We start from the raw sequence: 15,723 nt of genomic DNA, 5'->3' as shown, positions 1-15,723 counted from the left end.
CTACGCGCAGACTAAAACATTTTCCGCCGCCGCCGCAGGGGGAATTTTCGTTTTTCAGCAAAGCATTGAAGGAAAAGGTATTTCCCAGAAAAAGCACCGGAGGATACAGTTGTCACGTATTCCGGATTTTCCTCGTCACGTTGTGATTTGCTGTCTCAGTCATTTGCCTGGCCGTGAGTTTTCTCGCGGCTTTTTTATTTTTCTTTCGGGTAATGGATCAGCGAATGGAAATGAGCGGTCTGCACGCCGCTGTTGCGATAAGCGTGAGCTAAATCACCAGCGAAACGTCGCCCTTCTCCAGGCTGAAGAGAGCGCCACTCGCCCTGCAGGCAAAGATCCAGCACGCCGCTAATCACCACCACATGTTCGATAACCCCTTGTTCATGGGGCGTTGACTCACTCAGCGCGCCGGGGGCCAGGGTGATGGAGAAGTGATCGAAACGTAGCACCGGGTCCCAGGGGAATATCGGCGTTACCACCATCGCCTGCTGCTGCGGATCAAAGGCTGCCGGTTCAGCAGCCTCATCGGCAACGATAAAGGCGGAAAACGGCACATTAAGCCCGGTGGCAATTTTCCATAACGTCGCCACCGTTGGGCTGGATTCATTACGTTCAATCTGGCCCAGCATCGCCTTCGAAACGCCGGTTTCTTCCGCCAGTCGCGACAGGCTCCAGCCGCGCTGCTGGCGCAGCGTTTTTAACGTTGCCGACAGGTGTTGCGCAATATTCATTCAACCTCCCAATAATATCTGAGGGAATTATACGCACATTCACCTGATTCTACAGGGCGTTTAGCTGTGAAAAGCGTTTGCGATATTCGCGCGGCCCGACGCCAAACTGCTGGTGAAATAAGCGTGAAAAATAGAGCGCATCATCATACCCGACCAGCTGTGCAATTTGCGCAATCGTCAACTGAGCGTGTTGTAGCAGCAGAGACGCACGATTCATGCGCTGTTTTTCCCTCCAGGCAAAAATGGTCATTCCGGTCTCCTGACGAAACAGATGCGCCAGCCGGGATGGAGAAAGAAACGCTCTTGCCGCCAGGGTATTAATGGTTATTTTTTCCGCCAGATTTTCATCGACATACTGGCAGATTGCATTAATACGCGGGTCAACCGAAGCGCGGTTGCTGCCAGGCTGCAGCTTAAAGCAGTTTAATAAAATTTTTTCCAGGCAATTCATGGCTAAAATTGAATCCAACCGATCGACAGATGAATAGAGGCGAATGACCTCTTTGAAATCATCCTTTAGCCGATGGAGAAAATCCTCATCACGACTTTGCGTGATGCCCACCTGGTGCCATAAATGGTCCCATTTAAGCCAATCAATCCAGTATGGGCGCGGCATAAAATAGATCCACAGATGTTCCCAGCAATCGCTTTTCGCCTGACGCCCGTAATGATGAGGGCAGCCGGGTGGAAATAGCAACACGTCGTTGGGATGGCAAATAAAAGTATCATTGTTGCGATGAATTATCCCTTCGCCACGAAGAGTAATATTTATGACATACCCTTTCATTCCCTGTTCACGAACGATGAACTTATCCAGCTTATTTCCCTGAATAATCGGAGTATAGCCAGCAACCAGCCAGGCATTAAAAGTAAAACTGCGCATCAGCGGTGAGTAGATAACTAAATCATCATCCACTGAATTCGTATTCATCGTCGGTAACCACATTGCTGTCTGACTCATTTCGCCCATTGTGCCTGGATTAAGAAATGGCGCAACCCGCAGATTGCGCCATAACGATTATTGCGCAAATTTCCCATGCGAAAGATCGTCTGAGACCTTCTCGTAGAGCTTATCCAGCCGGTAAAAATACATAATCACCATATTGATCAGCGCCAGGGCGAAGGGAAACACGATAAACAGGAACTCAATCATTGTGATAACCTGCGGAGACTGAACCGCATTACCACCGCTCACGAAGCCCGCAGCGCCGAGCATCCAACCGACGCTGGCGCTCCCCAGTCCCATTCCCAGAGTCTGGCCTAACGTACCGGCGCTAAATAAGATCCCCTCAATGCGCAGGCCTGTTTTCCATTCTCCGTAATCGATGGTGTCCGCGAGAAAGGCGAACATGGTCGCGCCAATCCCGCAAAACCCTACGCTACGCACCGCTGTCGCCAGAATGATATACAAGGAGTTAGTTCTGTCTAAAAGCGGCAGTAAATAAGCAACGCTGCACACCGTCAGGCCCAGCAGGGCCAGATTACGTTTCCCCAAACGCCTAATGAGCCAGGGAATAACCAGCAGCGTAATCAATCCCGGCGTGTATTGCGCCAAACTGATCCATGACATTAACGAGATATCTTGCAGAATATAACGTGAGTAATAGACGCTTACCGTCGATAACGCCGTCAGGCTGGTAAACGTAATCAGCAGATAAAAGAAAATCATAAGCCAGTAACGGTTGCCGATAATCGAACGTATCACCTCACGTGCCCGTATGTTGTTGCGGTTTTCCTTATTAACCGGTTTAATGCGCTCGCGCGTCCAGGCACCAGTAAGCAGAAGGCACAACGCGGTAAAGAAACCAAAAATGGCAAATACAATGACCCAGGCGGTATGGCTGTTACCAAAGGCAGCCACCATCGGTAAGGTAAATACCCCAACGGTTAACGAGCCACAGGTGGACAAGCCTTTACGGAATACGCTGAGCACTCCGCGCTGCCATGTATCACGGGTAATCAACGCGAGCAATGAACCGTAGGCAATATTATTAGCAGTAAAGAAAATATTGGCTAATAAGTAGGTCACGCAGACGTAGATAATTTTACCGTTATTACCGATACCGGGTACCGTCGACATTAAAAATGCGGATAAACCAAAAGGCACCGCGGTCCACAGAACCCAAGGCCGGGCTTTCCCCAGTCGGGTATCCGTTTTATCGATTCGAATACCGACAAATACGCAGATAACGCCATCAACCACACGGGCAAAAAACATAAGCGAGCCGATCAGTGCTGCAGAAATACCCACAATATCAGTGTAAAACCAGGCGAGAAACGTCACCATCATCGTATAGGTAAGATTAGTGCCGTAATCTCCGAGACCAAATGCCAGACGCTCCCGAAATCCCGGCTGATCGCTTTCTGAATTTGCATCTGCTATCAGTACCGAACTCATTGTAGTTTCTCCAGTGTAATTATTTGCACATCCCAATCCTGCAGACAGACCTCATCGCCGGCATAAATGGTCTTGTTAGAAAAAATCAGACGCCCCTGTGGATAATCAAATTTAAAGACCTGTGGTTCGCAACTGTAATTGAAGATATATATCAGTTCATTTTCACGATCATCAAATCCACGGCGAAGAACGATCGGAAAAACATTTTGCATTGCGAAAGATTCGACAAGTGTATTCTCAGTTAGCACATAACGATATATTTCACCTAAAACCTGTGAGGATAAATGGCAACCAATATAGGTTGCGCTACCCTGTTGACATCGATGAAAAGTCACTGCCGCATATTCCCCCCAATAAGGATGCTGATATCGAGCCAGCACGGTTGCATTGGTTTCCGGAACCAGCAACTCCATCCAGTCATTAACTGTGGTATCAAGCTCCGTCAGTTCTAAATAATCCGACTCCAGCGCTACGCGCTCCGGCTCAACGAATAGTTGATAGCTGGCCCCGACCGTAGAAGAGATGATACCCGGTTGTGCGCAGGTTCGAACCTTCATGTTTTCATCGGCAAATCCAGATTTGAAGGAAAATATGGCATGACCGCCCTTTTCAACATATTCATTGATTTCCTTGAGGCGTTCATCACTGACGGTGTAAAGCAAAGGGAAAATCAGCATTTCGTAGCGGAAAATTCGCGGATCGTCTACGGCCAAAATATCCACTTCAATATTCATTCTGTACAACACGTCATAATAGAGGCGGAAAATATCATTATATTGATGAAGCGGGTCACGACTGAACTGATGCCCACGCCACGGATGCCAGTCAATCGCGGTCAGACACTCATTGCTCACCACCAGGGCGATACGGCTTTTCCGGGAATAGCACATTACTTCAGGGGCATAAGTACGTAACTCATGACCCGTCTGACACACCTCCTGATAAACAGGATTGGGTTGCAGGTCGTGGCTCAGTATCCCTTTCCAGTAGGTTTCATAAGCGTTATGCAGCGAGTGCCAGTGCCAGTACCCAATCAGATTCGCCCCGCTGGCAATATGGCTCCATGCCTGTAAGCGTAACTGGCCAGGAAACGGCGTCCAGTCCTTAAAGGCCTGGGCCTGAGTCTCCAGTACCATATAGCGATCGTCTTTTGTTGTCCGCGCAACATCACCGGCAAATGCAATCTCTGCGCCGGTTAATTTAAACTGGCCGGGATGATAAACATCAACCCCGGTCACATCCAACACTGACGATGTTTTAAAATGATCAACTTCAGCGCGTATACCATATGACCAGTTGCGCCAGTCAAAATCGAAGTTATGCGTAATAAACTGCGCGTCGGTTTTATATTCCTTAACCAAGGCGGCCTGCCAACCTAAAAATCGCGTCACCAGCGAACGCTGAAATGTTTTAAACGCGCAGCCCAGACTGGCGTTAATCGTCCCAGTAATTGGCGGAAAATCTTCCCAGGCATCAATACGGTTACTCCAGTAATCCAGACCAAAAGCGGCATTCATCGCATCGAGGTTATTATTGAAGCGTTTCTTAAGATATTTTATAAACTCCATCTGCACATTATCAGAACAGGTATCATAGTATTTTGTTTCATTATCAATTTGAAAGCCTATTACCGCAGGATGATTGGCCGTCGCCTTTAATAGTTGGCGAATGATACGTTCGGCATACCACAAAAATGCCGGATGCGTAATATCCATTTTTTGTCGGTGACCATATATATTTTTCCCCTGACTGGTCGTTGCCATAACTTCAGGGTGTTTTTTTGCCAGCCATGCGGGGATCGCATAAGTCGGAGTGCCAATAATAACCGCGATATTATTAGCATGCATCGCGTCGAGTACCGTGAATACTGAGTTAAAGTTAAAATCTCCTTCCTGGGGCTCAAATGTACTCCATGTACTTTCTGCAATACGGACATAGTTAATACCCGCCTCTTTCATTAAGGCAATATCTTTCTGCAAACGTTCCATCGGTAAATATTCACGATAATAAGCCGCACCGTACCAAATCTTATCCATTTAACGCTCCTCTGTGTTACCGGAAACATAACGCAGAAAATTGCAGTACGGATGAAATTAGCTGCTAGCAACATAGAGTAATCTGCTATCGCAATCGGGAGGCGATGACGATCACATTTTTATGACCATCCGGGAGCGCCAGGCAAGCCAGTTGTGCGCTATAGCATACGATGTTAAATTACATCGACCGTTATAACGCACAAGGTAGTCCCATGCGCTCTTTTACTCTTCCTTTCCCAACCCTACTTGCCGGTTTTGTCGCCGTGCTGGTTGGCTATGCCAGCTCCGCCGCTATCATCTGGCAGGCAGCCGCCGTGGCGGGCGCGAATGCCACACAAATCGCGGGCTGGATGACCGCATTAGGCTTGGGAATGGGCGTCAGTACCCTGGCGCTAACCTTGTGGCGGAAGGTCCCGATTCTTACCGCCTGGTCAACGCCCGGCGCAGCGCTGTTAGTTAGCGGTCTACAAGGGGTTACGCTGGCGCAGGCAGTTGGCGTTTTTATTTTTGCCAACGCCTTAATCGTACTGTGCGGCGTCACCGGCCTGTTTGCCCGGTTGATGAAAATCATTCCCCATTCGCTGGCGGCAGCAATGCTGGCCGGGATTTTGCTGCGCTTTGGCATGCAGGCTTTCGCCAGTCTGCAAGGGAATCTGCTGTTATGTGGCAGCATGCTGGCCGCGTGGTTGCTGTGCAAAACCTGGTTTCCACGGTTTGCCGTGGTAGCCGCTCTGCTGGCGGGAGGTGTCGTTGCCGGGTTAAACGGTAACGTGACAACGTCACAAATCAGTTTTAGTTTTGTCACCCCTTACTGGACCGCTCCGGAATTTTCGCCTGCGCTGCTGCTCAGCGTGGGAGTTCCCTTCTTTCTTGTCACCATGGCTTCGCAAAACGCCCCCGGTTTCGCCACCCTACAGGCTTCAGGTTACCAGGTGCCTGCTTCATCGCTGGTTGTCGCTACCGGCGGCCTTGCGCTGCTGCTTTCCCCGTTTGGCGTCTACTCTATCTGTATCGCCGCCATTACCGCTGCTATTTGCCAAAGCCCGGAAGCCCATCCGGACCCGCAAAAGCGCTGGCTCGCAGCGGCGGCGGCGGGCGTTTTCTATCTGTTGGCTGGAATATTTGGCGGCTCCATTACCTCCCTGATGTCGGCGCTGCCGATAGCCTGGATCCAGATGCTCGCGGGACTGGCGCTGCTCGGCACCATCGGCGGTAGTTTGTGTCAGGCGTTGTGCCATGAGAATGAGCGAGATGCGGCAGTGGTGACGTTTCTGGTCACCGCCAGCGGCGTGGCGCTGGCGGGTATCGGGTCGGCTTTTTGGGGACTGGTTCTGGGCGGCATCAGCTATATGCTGCAATCAACGCTGCGCCGCGCGTAGCTGCGATGGCGTCAGACCGGTCGCGCTTTTGACCCGGTTGCTAAAATGGCTGGCGGAACTAAAACCGCAGGCCATTGCAATGTCGGTTAACGGCAGTTGGCTATGGTAAATCAACTCCTGCGCTTTGATCATACGGCGCTGCATCACGTACTGATGCGGCGCCATCTTCATCGATTGGCGAAACATTCGCGCGAAGTGATATTCGCTCAGTGCCGCTTCCAGAGCCAAATCAGCGAGGGTTAACGGCTGATCCAGATTCTCCTCAATCCATTCCAGCAGATTGCGTAAGACGTGTGGCGCAAGCCCGCCTGTCACGGTGGGTAAACGCCACTGAACGTTAGAGTAATTCTGGATCAAGTGCGTGAGAAGCAGCGTGCTGGCCGAACTCAGCATGAGCTGATTAGCCTGCTGCTGCCAGTCGTTATTCAGGAGAAACTGGCGATAGACGGCGGTAATTTTGTCATCGCTGGAGAAGGTTTTTTCCTGCAAGGTAAACGAGGCCGGGCTGCGATCCCAAATTTGCTCACCGACCCGGCGCAAATGTTCGTCCGTGCAGTAAAGATGCACGAATGAAAGGTCGCCGCGAATATCCCAGGTGCTCTCATCTCCTTTCGGCATCAGGCAAAAACGATCCGGTCCGCCGCCATTTTTCCAACCATGAGGCGTTTTTTGGTAGCTTTCGTAACCATCGGCAATATACAGGCTCAGCGTATGGTGGTCGCTTTGAACGGTGATGGTATCAAGATTGTTATACCAGGCAGCCAGCTGAATACCGGAGTTGAGCTTCACCGTCTCCCGCAGCACGGCATTTTTTTGACGCAATGTTTCGAAAGTCCCGTAAGCCATAGCCTTCACATTTCCGATTTCACAGGCATCCAGTCTATGAAGAGTCACGGGCAGATACCAGCCTTCACTCACCGGCAATTAAAAATAAGCGCAAGAATTTGCAAGTCGGTAACAAGTTGATGACAGCGCGGCGTGGGCACAGGCGTCAGAATGATCGGTACAACACTCACAGGAGAGACATTTTGAACGCATTACTCTACGCCCTGGTCGTCGTTATCTGGGGCACGACCTGGATTGCTATTTTTTTGCAGCAAGGACCGGTCGCCGCGCCGGTGTCCATTTTTTGGCGTTTTGCCGTAGCCAGCGTCACGATGCTGACCATTCTGCTGATCACCCGCCGCCTGCGTCCACTGGCCGCTCGCGACCATTTTTTCTGCCTGCTGCAAGGCTGCTGCGTCTTCTGTTTTAATTTCTGGTGCTTCTACACCGCCGCCGCATATATCAATACCGGGCTTGAATCAGTGATTTTCTCCATGGCGGTGTTGTTCAACGCGATTAACAGCTTTCTCTTTTTCCGCCAGCAGCCACCGGGACGTTTCTGGTTGGCCGCCGCGCTTGGTCTGGCGGGCATTGTGACGCTCTTCTGGGATGATTTATGGGCTAACGGTCTGAATGCGTCACTCCTGCTGGGCATCGCACTCAGCGCATTGGGGACTTACGGTTTTTCTCTGGGTAATATGCTCAGCATCCGCCACCAGCGCCGAGGTCTGGAGACGTTAACGACCAACAGCTGGGCCATGCTTTACGGCACGCTGGTGATGGGCGCGATCGCTCTGGTACGTGGTGATAATTTTATGCCGCAGTGGACGCTAAGCTATATGGGAGCGCTGCTGTATCTGGCCCTGTTTGGCTCGGTGATTGCTTTCGGTGCCTATTTCACTCTGGTCGGCAGAATTGGCGCGAGCAAAGCGGCATACAGTACGCTGTTGTTTCCGCTGGTCGCGCTGACAATCTCGACGTTTTATGAGGGATATGTCTGGCATAGCAATGCCGTAGCCGGGCTGGCGCTGATTCTGGTCGGGAATCTGGTGATGTTTGCACGTCCTGAGCAGTGGTTTTTACGGCGTAAGCTGGCTTAGGTTTTATCGGGTCAGTTTATGTCAGGTGGCGGCTAACGCCTTACCTGACCTACAAAACCTGAACCCGATGCGTATGTCTGACTACCAATAAAAAAGGCGCTATCAACTCATAGCGCCCTTCTTAACTGATAAAACTGACTTAGCGATTACTTGGGTCGAACTTCACCGCATCAATCGCCATATCATCAATGACCTGCTTCAGCGTGTCGACGGTCAGCGGCGTACTTTCGTTGGATAACGTTTTCCCCTCGCCTTTGCGCACAACTTTCATCACCGGTTTTTGGGTCGCCGCATCGATCAGTTCGGCTTCAAAGTACAGATTGGTATCCATGGTACGGTGACCCGTTGCTGCCTGAGTGCCCGCGATAACCATCGCTACCGGAATCACTTCGTAGAACTGCAGGCCTTCTTTGCTGGAGTCCACGCCGGTGATGGCGCCGCGGAAGATCAGGCTGCGCTTACCAGCAGTTGTCGCCAACGGTTTACGTTCAGAAATAGCCTGCTTCATCTCTTTATTGGTGTAAGTCAGGATATCGCTCAGCGCCTTCTCGCCAACCTGAGTAGACGGCTTTGGAACCGGGTAGTAGGTGATCGGGTTATAAACAACGTTATCATAATTACTCGGATTGTAATCCGGTGAAATCCAGCGTAGTTCCGGTTTGCCGGAAGCAGAGGTGGTTTCTTTTAAGCTGGAGTAATCTTTTAAAAATCCGGAATATTGTTCCGGTTGAGCAATTTTTGATGAGCAGCCAGCCAAGGCCAGCAGGCCCGCAAGCGCGGCAACCTTGAAAAATAACTGAGTACGCATATAGGTTAATCCCTGTGAATGCAATCTATCGGCAAGAGTTATAACAAAATACAGGGGTAAGTTTTGTTGCAAAAGTGGTGGCTCGTCAAGTACCTGAAGAAAATAAACCCGCCGTTGCCAGCGGGCTCTCATACCTTATTATTTTATATCAACCTGGTAAAAAATATGCTTGCCAAAGGAATCGATTTCGTAGCCAGAGACGTTTTTACGTACTGGTTCAAAAATAGTCGAATGGGCAATCATGACCGCAGGCATCTGGTCGTGCATCATCTGTTGCGCCTCAATATATAAGGCTTCACGTTTTTGGCGATCGGTTATCGATTTTGCTTCAGCAATAATTTTATCAAACGGCTGATAGCACCACTTTGCCGAGTTGGACCCGCCGTTAGCCGACTGACAGGTAAATAACGGGCCAAAGAAGTTATCCGGGTCGCCGGTTGCCGTCGTCCAGCCCATCAGCGCCGCCTGATGCTCGCCATCCTTCACGCGTTTTAAATATTCACCCCACTCATAGGTCGTGATTTTGGTTTGCACGCCGATTTTCGCCCAGTCGGCCTGGATCATCTCAGCCATACGTTTGGCGTTCGGGTTATAAGGGCGTTGAACCGGCATCGCCCACAGGTCGATGGTAATCGGCCCCGCCACGCCCGACTCGTCCAGCAGGGCTTTGGCCTTTTGCGGGTCGTAGTCATAATCCTTCAGATTACTATCCGCGCTCCATACGCCGGGCGGCAGCAGGTTTTTTGCCGCCGTTCCGGTTCCGTGGAACACCGCCTCAATAATCGCCGGTTTATTAATCGCCATCGCCAGCGCCTGGCGTACTTTAACATTATCCAGCGGCGCTTTTTGCGTATTAAACGCCAGGAAACCGGTGTTAAGGCCCGCTTTGCTCATCAGGTTGATGTCTTTGTTCTCTTTCATTCTCGGCAGATCTGCCGGATTGGGGAACGGCATCACCTGGCATTCGTTTTTCTCCAGCTTAGCGTAACGCACCGAGGCGTCAGGGGTGATGCTGAAAATCAGGCGGTCAATATTAGCTTTCCCCTGCCAGTATTCCGGGAAAGCAGTGAAAAGAATGCGTGAATCCTTTTGATATTGCGCGAGTTTAAAAGGACCGGTACCAATCGGGTCCATATCAACACGTTCTGGCGTACCGGCTTTTAACATCGCATCCGCATATTCCGCCGACAGAATAGAGGCGAAATACCAGGCAAGATCGGCAACAAATGGCGCTTCAGGATGGGCTAAAGTAAAACGAACAGTATATTCATCAGGCTTATCTATTCCGGTAATTAATTGACCAAACTCTAAACTTTCAAAATTAGAATAATTACCACTGGAGATATTATGATAAGGATGCTTGGGATCTTTTTGCCGCATAAATGAGAAAATCACATCGTCGGCATTAAAATCGCGGGTCGGTTTAAAATATTTATTACTCTGGAATTTAACACCTTTGCGTAAATGGAAAGTATAAACTTTACCATCATCGCTAACCTCCCAGCTTTCGGCCAGGCTCGGCAACAATTCCGTGGTACCGGCTTTAAAATCGACCAGACGGTTATAGATGGGTACAGCGCTGGCATCGACGCTGGTCCCCGAGGTATAGAGTTGAGGGTTAAAGTTTTCCGGCGATCCTTCAGAACAGTAGACCAGCGTTTTTGCACTGATAGTCGAGCTGGCGGTCAGGGCCGCTAACGCCAGGGCAAGCGTCGTGAATCTGCGTTGCATATGCTTTCCTTTTTAATTTGTCAGCTAATGAATAGCTTGTTGTTTTCCCTTTCATACATAACACTAAAGCATGATTGCAAACACCTGAAAACACGAATAAAGAAGGAATCACTATGTCATCATCTCTGGCCAGTCAATTAACCCAACGCTTCTTTCGCTACCTGGCGATAACCAGCCAAAGCGACCCGCGAGCAACCACGCTGCCGACCACTGCGGGGCAACACGCGATGGCGCAGGCGCTTGCCGATGAGCTAAGACAGCTAGGGTTGGATGAGATCGTGATTGATGAGCACGCCACCGTCACAGCAGTAAAAAAAGGCAACGTGCCCGGCGCGCCGCGGGTTGGCTTTATTACCCACATCGATACTGTTGACGTTGGCTTATCGCCGGATATTCATCCGCAAATCCTGCGTTTTACTGGTGAAGATCTCTGCCTGAACAAAGACAAAGATATCTGGCTGCGCGTCGCGGAGCATCCGGAAATCCTCGCATATCCTAATGAAGAGATTATTTTTAGCGACGGTACCAGCGTACTCGGCGCCGATAACAAGGCCGCCGTTACGGTGGTGATGACGGTGCTGGAAAACCTGACGGCGGAACATCGCCACGGCGATATCGTTGTCGCGTTTGTGCCAGATGAGGAAGTGGGTCTGCGCGGTGCGAAAGCGCTCGACCTCTCGCGCTTTGCCGTCGATTTTGCCTGGACTATCGACTGCTGTGAGCTGGGTGAAATCGTTTATGAGAACTTCAACGCCGCCGCCGCAGAAATCCGCTTTACCGGCGTAACCGCCCACCCGATGTCCTCAAAAGGCGTGCTGGTAAACCCGCTGCTGATGGCCACCGACTACATGAGCCATTTTGATCGCCTACAAACCCCTGAGCATACTGCCGGACGCGAAGGCTACGTTTGGTTTAACGGGATTCAGGGAGATCAGAACAGTACTCTGCTGCAGGCCAGCATTCGCGACTTTGATCTTGCTGGTTTCAATCACCGTAAACAGCAGATGGGCGAAGTGGCTCAGAAAATCGCCGCGCAGTATCCCACCGGCAAGGTCGAATTCCACGTCAGCGATACCTATAGCAACATCAGCAATGCGGTTGGCGAAGACCGTCGCGCCATCGACCTGATGTTTGAAGCAATGGAAAGCTTAGGGATTACGCCAAAACCGACGCCGATGCGCGGCGGTACCGACGGCGCGGCCCTGTCGGCAAAAGGCGTTTTAACACCAAACTTCTTTACCGGCGCGCACAACTTCCATTCGAAATTCGAATTTTTGCCGCTGCACGCCTTTGAGGCTTCTTATCAGACCGCGTTACAGCTCTGCCTGTTGGCTGCCCGTTAAGCGGGTTTGCGCGCCAGCATCGTGGCAAAACGTAGCTTAATGCGATTCCCGTTAGCGTCGGTGCGGTGCAGCTCACCGACGTCTTCGTTGTACTTGAGGAACTCCCAGCCTGCGTAATAGTTGCGTAGTTCTTCGGGTTTAAAGGCGAACGGGAAGCCCACTGTGCACGGAAAATCTTCCGTATCCATCGCGGCAACAACCAGGTTGTAGCCACCAGGCCGGGTGCAGCGCTGCATATTGGCGATAAGACCCGGGATCGTCTTCGCTTCAAGAAACATCATCACCACGGTAGAGAGAATAAAATCATACTCACCGTCAAAGCTCAGGGCATTAAGGTCCTTAATCGCCGTCTGCAGATTCTCCAGCCCTTCCGCCTGACGAATGCTTTCAAGGTTACTGACGCTTGCCGGGTTTTTATCCCACGCCGTAACATCAAAACCATTGGCTGCGAGGTACAGGCTGTTACGCCCATTACCACAGCCCAGGTCCAGCGCCTTGCCCGGTGCAATCAGCGTTGCGGCGTGCACCACTTCAGAGTGGGTGCGGGTCATACCGTATTTGTCAGTGAAGTAATTTTCGTCACGAAGAGTCATGATTAATCCTTATTTTTTAATAACGTGTCGCGTTCGACGCGAATCAGCAGCTTGCCGCGCATCAGCAGCAGAAAGGTTCGTATCAGCAGTATTCCGATGATCAGATTGGTAAAAATAAATAATGGGATCGCCAGTGTGTGGAAAAAGCCGTCAGGATGAGTGTGGCCAAGATGCAGCCCGGTCGTCGCCAGCGCGGAAATACCGAACGAGAAGCTCCAGAACGACGCGTTAAACGGCTGACGCAGATACCACGGCATCAGGCGCAGCATAAACAGTAGCTGGAGCAGGCCGTAACCAAATAGCAGCCTGGAGAACGTATCCGCCTCCCCGCCGTTAACGCTCAGCCAGGCGCTGCACGCCACCAGCGCCGGAGCCAGTTGAATACCCAGCGAGGTGCGCATGGCCGTCGGCAGCTCGCCATCGCTGCGCAGGCGTTGCAGTATCACCGGTTCAAGGCTGAGCCAGGAGAAGATTCCGGCGCCAAGAAACACCAGCCCGGCATCGTTAAAACCCAGCGCACCGCAGGCCATCGCGCTAATGAAGTTGTTCGCCACCGTTGGCAGATAGAGGCCCGGCGTAGTCGCATCGCCAGGATGTTTTCCGCGCCATAGCCCGGCGCTCTGCCAGGCCGCATAGCTCAGTTGCAGCACAACACCAATACTGAATAAAACCAGCGACAGCGGGCGCAGCCAGGGGATAAAGCCGATAGCGACCAGCATGGTGGTCGCCGGAAACAGGCTAACAAAACTGCTGGCAACCGGATGGCGCATCTCCTGCAGCACACTATGCGGGAAACGAATTGAGCGGGAGATAAACGCTAGCGCCAGTAGCGCCCAAATGGTGGTCGCCAGAATAACCAGTCCATCGCCGATTGCCCGACTCACCGGCCATATCGTACTGGCATAGCGCCAGGCAAAACCCATCCCAATGATACCCAGCACCATACCAAAATAACCCGCCGGTAGGTTCAGCACCTGCTTTCCGTTCTGGTTTTTATTCATTTTGTTTAATAATTCAATTTATTTTAAGTTGCATTTTAAAAGAACCTTCAAAAACGCGCTACGGAGTTTTTTGCTATGTTTATGTTAACCATAAGTAATGAGAAAGACCGATGCGCAAATATTGCCTCAGCGAGAAGGTTCGCCAGTTTCACTATGAAGCAGACGGGATCAAACATAGCGTAAATCTGCGGCAAATTGTCGCCTTGCGTGATTTTGCCGACGTGAAAACCGGGGACGAAGGCGGCTGGCTGGACGATGAAGCCGCGCTGAGCCACAGCGGCGAGTGCTGGATTTATGATGCCAATAGCGCCGTTTTCGCCGGTGCGAAGATTGAAGGCAATGCCCGATTGACCGGCGAGTGCATTATCAGCCATAACGTAAATATCAGCGACAACGTCCGTCTGGACAATACTCACGTCAGTTATCATGCGATAATAAGTGACAACGTCACTGTCAGGCAATCACAGATTCGCGGCTATTGTCACCTTGCAGACAACGCGCGGATCCTTCCTCATTGCCTGATCGTTGCCGCTCAGGGGTTGACCGCTGATAACGATAAAATTCTGCGTATCTACCAGCAGGCGACGGTCAGCGCGTCGCGGATTGTTCATCAGGCGCAGGTTTACGGAAACGCTTTTGTTGAACACGCGTTTGTCGAGCACCGGGCGGAAATCTTCGAAAACGCACGACTTGAAGGTAATGAAGAAAACGACGTCTGGATTTGCGACAACGCCAGAGTATACGGTAATGCGCGGATTATCGCCGGTCGTGAGGAAGACGCTATCCCAACCCTGCGCTACAGCTCACAGGTGGCGGAGCACGCGGTGGTCGAAGGAAATTGCCTGCTAAAGCATCGGGTTATGGTCGGCGGAAGCGCTCACCTGTTCGGCGGGCCAATTCTGCTGGATGATAACGTGCTGATTGAAGGCAACGCGGTTATTCGTGGCGATGTGGTGATTGAGCATCAGGTGACTATCAGCGATGCAGCGCGAATTGAGGCGAGCGCTGGCGATATCATTCATATCAGAGGCGCAAGAGTCATTAACGGCGACGAGCATATTATCCGCACGCCCATCGTCGGTTTTCTGTAAGCCATGCTCCCGGGGGCGGCGCACAGCGCCTTGCCCGGGTTACGGGTCCCCATGATCTGCTGGTGTTGTAGCCCGGGGATTACTCAGCGCCAGAATCAATAATGCGCCCGTAGATATTCTGATCATCATACGAACCGTTGAGATACTCGGCTTGCTTCAGACAGCCTTCAAGGCTAAAACCGTTGCGCAGCGCCACCTGATTGCTTTTGTGATTCGCCACACGGCATTTGATAACAAAGCGCCGCACCGTACCATTACGGGCAAAATAGTCCATAAACGCCTGCAGCGCCTGAGAAAGCAGCCCCTGCCCCTGATGGCTTTCATCAATCCAGTATCCGATGTATGCGGTCTTATTGATTGGCTCAATCTGGTTAAACGACAGCACGCCGATGATCTCTTCGTGCAGAAAGAGCAAAAACATTTTGGCATAGCCGCGCTGATGCAGCATCACGTTACCCTGCACATGGCGGCGGGTTTCATCTTCGTGACGGACGTCAGCAGGCCAGCTCAACGATTGCTGAAGCCAGTGCTGGTTCTTTATCACCAGTTGATGCAGCTCCGTTACGTGACGCTCATCCACCGCGCGCAGGGAGAGCACTTCCGTAACGGGGATTTTTTCTGGCTCAGATAAGGTTTCAGCAGTCATGGCCTACTCCAATAAAAAAAGAAAAACGCCCGCTGAGTCAC

Annotated in this window: 14 protein-coding genes; 4 read left to right on the top strand and 10 right to left on the bottom strand. The window is 51.3% G+C overall.

Annotated elements, in window-relative coordinates:
* Window positions 1–194: 194 nt before the first annotated feature.
* The 4 genes from FN082_RS18225 to FN082_RS18210 all read right to left on the bottom strand — a co-directional run bounded on the left by FN082_RS18225 (window position 195) and on the right by FN082_RS18210 (window position 5,165).
* Window positions 195–731, bottom strand: a complete 537-nt coding sequence (locus FN082_RS18225) for a helix-turn-helix domain-containing protein (RefSeq protein ID WP_142465899.1) — start codon at window positions 729–731, stop codon at window positions 195–197.
* A 49-nt stretch (window positions 732–780) separates the two neighbouring features.
* Window positions 781–1,662, bottom strand: a complete 882-nt coding sequence (gene araC / locus FN082_RS18220) for an arabinose operon transcriptional regulator AraC (protein ID WP_139538140.1) — start codon at window positions 1,660–1,662, stop codon at window positions 781–783.
* A gap of 87 nt (window positions 1,663–1,749) precedes the next feature.
* Window positions 1,750–3,129: an MFS transporter gene (locus tag FN082_RS18215; RefSeq protein ID WP_139538139.1), complete on the bottom strand. Its 1,380-nt coding sequence runs from the start codon at window positions 3,127–3,129 to the stop codon at window positions 1,750–1,752.
* Window positions 3,126–5,165 carry a beta-galactosidase gene (locus FN082_RS18210; RefSeq protein ID WP_142982068.1) on the bottom strand — a complete coding sequence of 680 codons (2,040 nt, stop codon included), beginning with the start codon at window positions 5,163–5,165 and terminating at the stop codon, window positions 3,126–3,128. The genes FN082_RS18215 and FN082_RS18210 overlap by 4 nt, the downstream gene beginning before the upstream one ends.
* A gap of 212 nt (window positions 5,166–5,377) precedes the next feature.
* Here FN082_RS18210 and FN082_RS18205 point away from each other — a divergent pair, with 212 nt between their 5' ends.
* Window positions 5,378–6,544, top strand: coding sequence for a benzoate/H(+) symporter BenE family transporter (locus tag FN082_RS18205; RefSeq protein WP_142982067.1), 1,167 nt, complete (start codon window positions 5,378–5,380; stop codon window positions 6,542–6,544).
* On the opposite strand, the gene FN082_RS18200 is transcribed toward FN082_RS18205, so the two are convergent.
* Window positions 6,524–7,390, bottom strand: coding sequence for a helix-turn-helix transcriptional regulator (locus FN082_RS18200; RefSeq protein ID WP_139538136.1), 867 nt, complete (start codon window positions 7,388–7,390; stop codon window positions 6,524–6,526). The genes FN082_RS18205 and FN082_RS18200 overlap by 21 nt on opposite strands.
* A 182-nt stretch (window positions 7,391–7,572) precedes the next feature.
* On the opposite strand from FN082_RS18200, the gene FN082_RS18195 reads away from it, so the two are divergent.
* Window positions 7,573–8,469: a DMT family transporter gene (locus tag FN082_RS18195; protein ID WP_142461685.1), complete on the top strand. Its 897-nt coding sequence runs from the start codon at window positions 7,573–7,575 to the stop codon at window positions 8,467–8,469.
* Window positions 8,470–8,608: 139 nt separating this feature from the next.
* On the opposite strand, the gene FN082_RS18190 is transcribed toward FN082_RS18195, so the two are convergent.
* Window positions 8,609–9,277, bottom strand: a complete 669-nt coding sequence (locus FN082_RS18190) for a DUF3313 domain-containing protein (RefSeq protein ID WP_139538134.1) — start codon at window positions 9,275–9,277, stop codon at window positions 8,609–8,611.
* A gap of 138 nt (window positions 9,278–9,415) precedes the next feature.
* Window positions 9,416–11,008: an ABC transporter substrate-binding protein gene (locus tag FN082_RS18185; RefSeq protein ID WP_185932130.1), complete on the bottom strand. Its 1,593-nt coding sequence runs from the start codon at window positions 11,006–11,008 to the stop codon at window positions 9,416–9,418.
* Between the two features lie 113 nt (window positions 11,009–11,121).
* Here FN082_RS18185 and pepT point away from each other — a divergent pair, with 113 nt between their 5' ends.
* Window positions 11,122–12,351, top strand: a complete 1,230-nt coding sequence (pepT, locus tag FN082_RS18180) for a peptidase T (protein ID WP_139538133.1) — start codon at window positions 11,122–11,124, stop codon at window positions 12,349–12,351.
* Here the strand turns inward: pepT and tehB are convergent.
* Both tehB and tehA read right to left on the bottom strand, forming a co-directional pair.
* The gene (gene tehB, locus FN082_RS18175; RefSeq protein ID WP_139538132.1) at window positions 12,348–12,944 is read right to left on the bottom strand and encodes a tellurite resistance methyltransferase TehB; all 597 of its coding nucleotides are present in this window, start codon (window positions 12,942–12,944) and stop codon (window positions 12,348–12,350) included. The genes pepT and tehB overlap by 4 nt on opposite strands.
* Before the next feature lie 2 nt (window positions 12,945–12,946).
* The gene (gene tehA / locus FN082_RS18170; protein WP_139538131.1) at window positions 12,947–13,945 is read right to left on the bottom strand and encodes a dicarboxylate transporter/tellurite-resistance protein TehA; all 999 of its coding nucleotides are present in this window, start codon (window positions 13,943–13,945) and stop codon (window positions 12,947–12,949) included.
* A gap of 110 nt (window positions 13,946–14,055) precedes the next feature.
* Here tehA and ydcK point away from each other — a divergent pair, with 110 nt between their 5' ends.
* Complete coding sequence (ydcK, locus tag FN082_RS18165; protein ID WP_142982066.1) at window positions 14,056–15,036, top strand: YdcK family protein; 981 nt, start codon at window positions 14,056–14,058, stop codon at window positions 15,034–15,036.
* A gap of 79 nt (window positions 15,037–15,115) precedes the next feature.
* Here ydcK and rimL read toward each other — a convergent pair whose 3' ends face one another.
* Entirely contained in the window at window positions 15,116–15,682 is a 567-nt protein-coding gene (rimL, locus tag FN082_RS18160) for a 50S ribosomal protein L7/L12-serine acetyltransferase (protein WP_139538129.1), read from the bottom strand.
* Window positions 15,683–15,723: the final 41 nt, after the last annotated feature.

Origin of the sequence: Klebsiella spallanzanii (assembly GCF_902158555.1) — a bacterium.
Lineage (GTDB): Bacteria > Pseudomonadota > Gammaproteobacteria > Enterobacterales > Enterobacteriaceae > Klebsiella > Klebsiella spallanzanii.
This window is presented reverse-complemented; position numbering and strand designations above follow the sequence as displayed.

Excerpts from the sequence above, each read along its gene's own strand:
- araC (WP_139538140.1), bottom strand. The coding sequence starts at position 1,662 with ATGAATACGAATTCAGTGGATGATGATTTAGTTATCTACTCACCGCTG.
- FN082_RS18185 (WP_185932130.1), bottom strand. The coding sequence starts at position 11,008 with ATGCAACGCAGATTCACGACGCTTGCCCTGGCGTTAGCGGCCCTGACC.
- pepT (WP_139538133.1), top strand. The coding sequence starts at position 11,122 with ATGTCATCATCTCTGGCCAGTCAATTAACCCAACGCTTCTTTCGCTAC.
- FN082_RS18225 (WP_142465899.1), bottom strand. The coding sequence starts at position 731 with ATGAATATTGCGCAACACCTGTCGGCAACGTTAAAAACGCTGCGCCAG.
- FN082_RS18205 (WP_142982067.1), top strand. The coding sequence starts at position 5,378 with ATGCGCTCTTTTACTCTTCCTTTCCCAACCCTACTTGCCGGTTTTGTC.
- tehB (WP_139538132.1), bottom strand. The coding sequence starts at position 12,944 with ATGACTCTTCGTGACGAAAATTACTTCACTGACAAATACGGTATGACC.
- FN082_RS18200 (WP_139538136.1), bottom strand. The coding sequence starts at position 7,390 with ATGGCTTACGGGACTTTCGAAACATTGCGTCAAAAAAATGCCGTGCTG.
- tehA (WP_139538131.1), bottom strand. The coding sequence starts at position 13,945 with ATGAATAAAAACCAGAACGGAAAGCAGGTGCTGAACCTACCGGCGGGT.
- FN082_RS18210 (WP_142982068.1), bottom strand. The coding sequence starts at position 5,165 with ATGGATAAGATTTGGTACGGTGCGGCTTATTATCGTGAATATTTACCG.
- FN082_RS18215 (WP_139538139.1), bottom strand. The coding sequence starts at position 3,129 with ATGAGTTCGGTACTGATAGCAGATGCAAATTCAGAAAGCGATCAGCCG.
- ydcK (WP_142982066.1), top strand. The coding sequence starts at position 14,056 with ATGCGCAAATATTGCCTCAGCGAGAAGGTTCGCCAGTTTCACTATGAA.
- rimL (WP_139538129.1), bottom strand. The coding sequence starts at position 15,682 with ATGACTGCTGAAACCTTATCTGAGCCAGAAAAAATCCCCGTTACGGAA.
- FN082_RS18190 (WP_139538134.1), bottom strand. The coding sequence starts at position 9,277 with ATGCGTACTCAGTTATTTTTCAAGGTTGCCGCGCTTGCGGGCCTGCTG.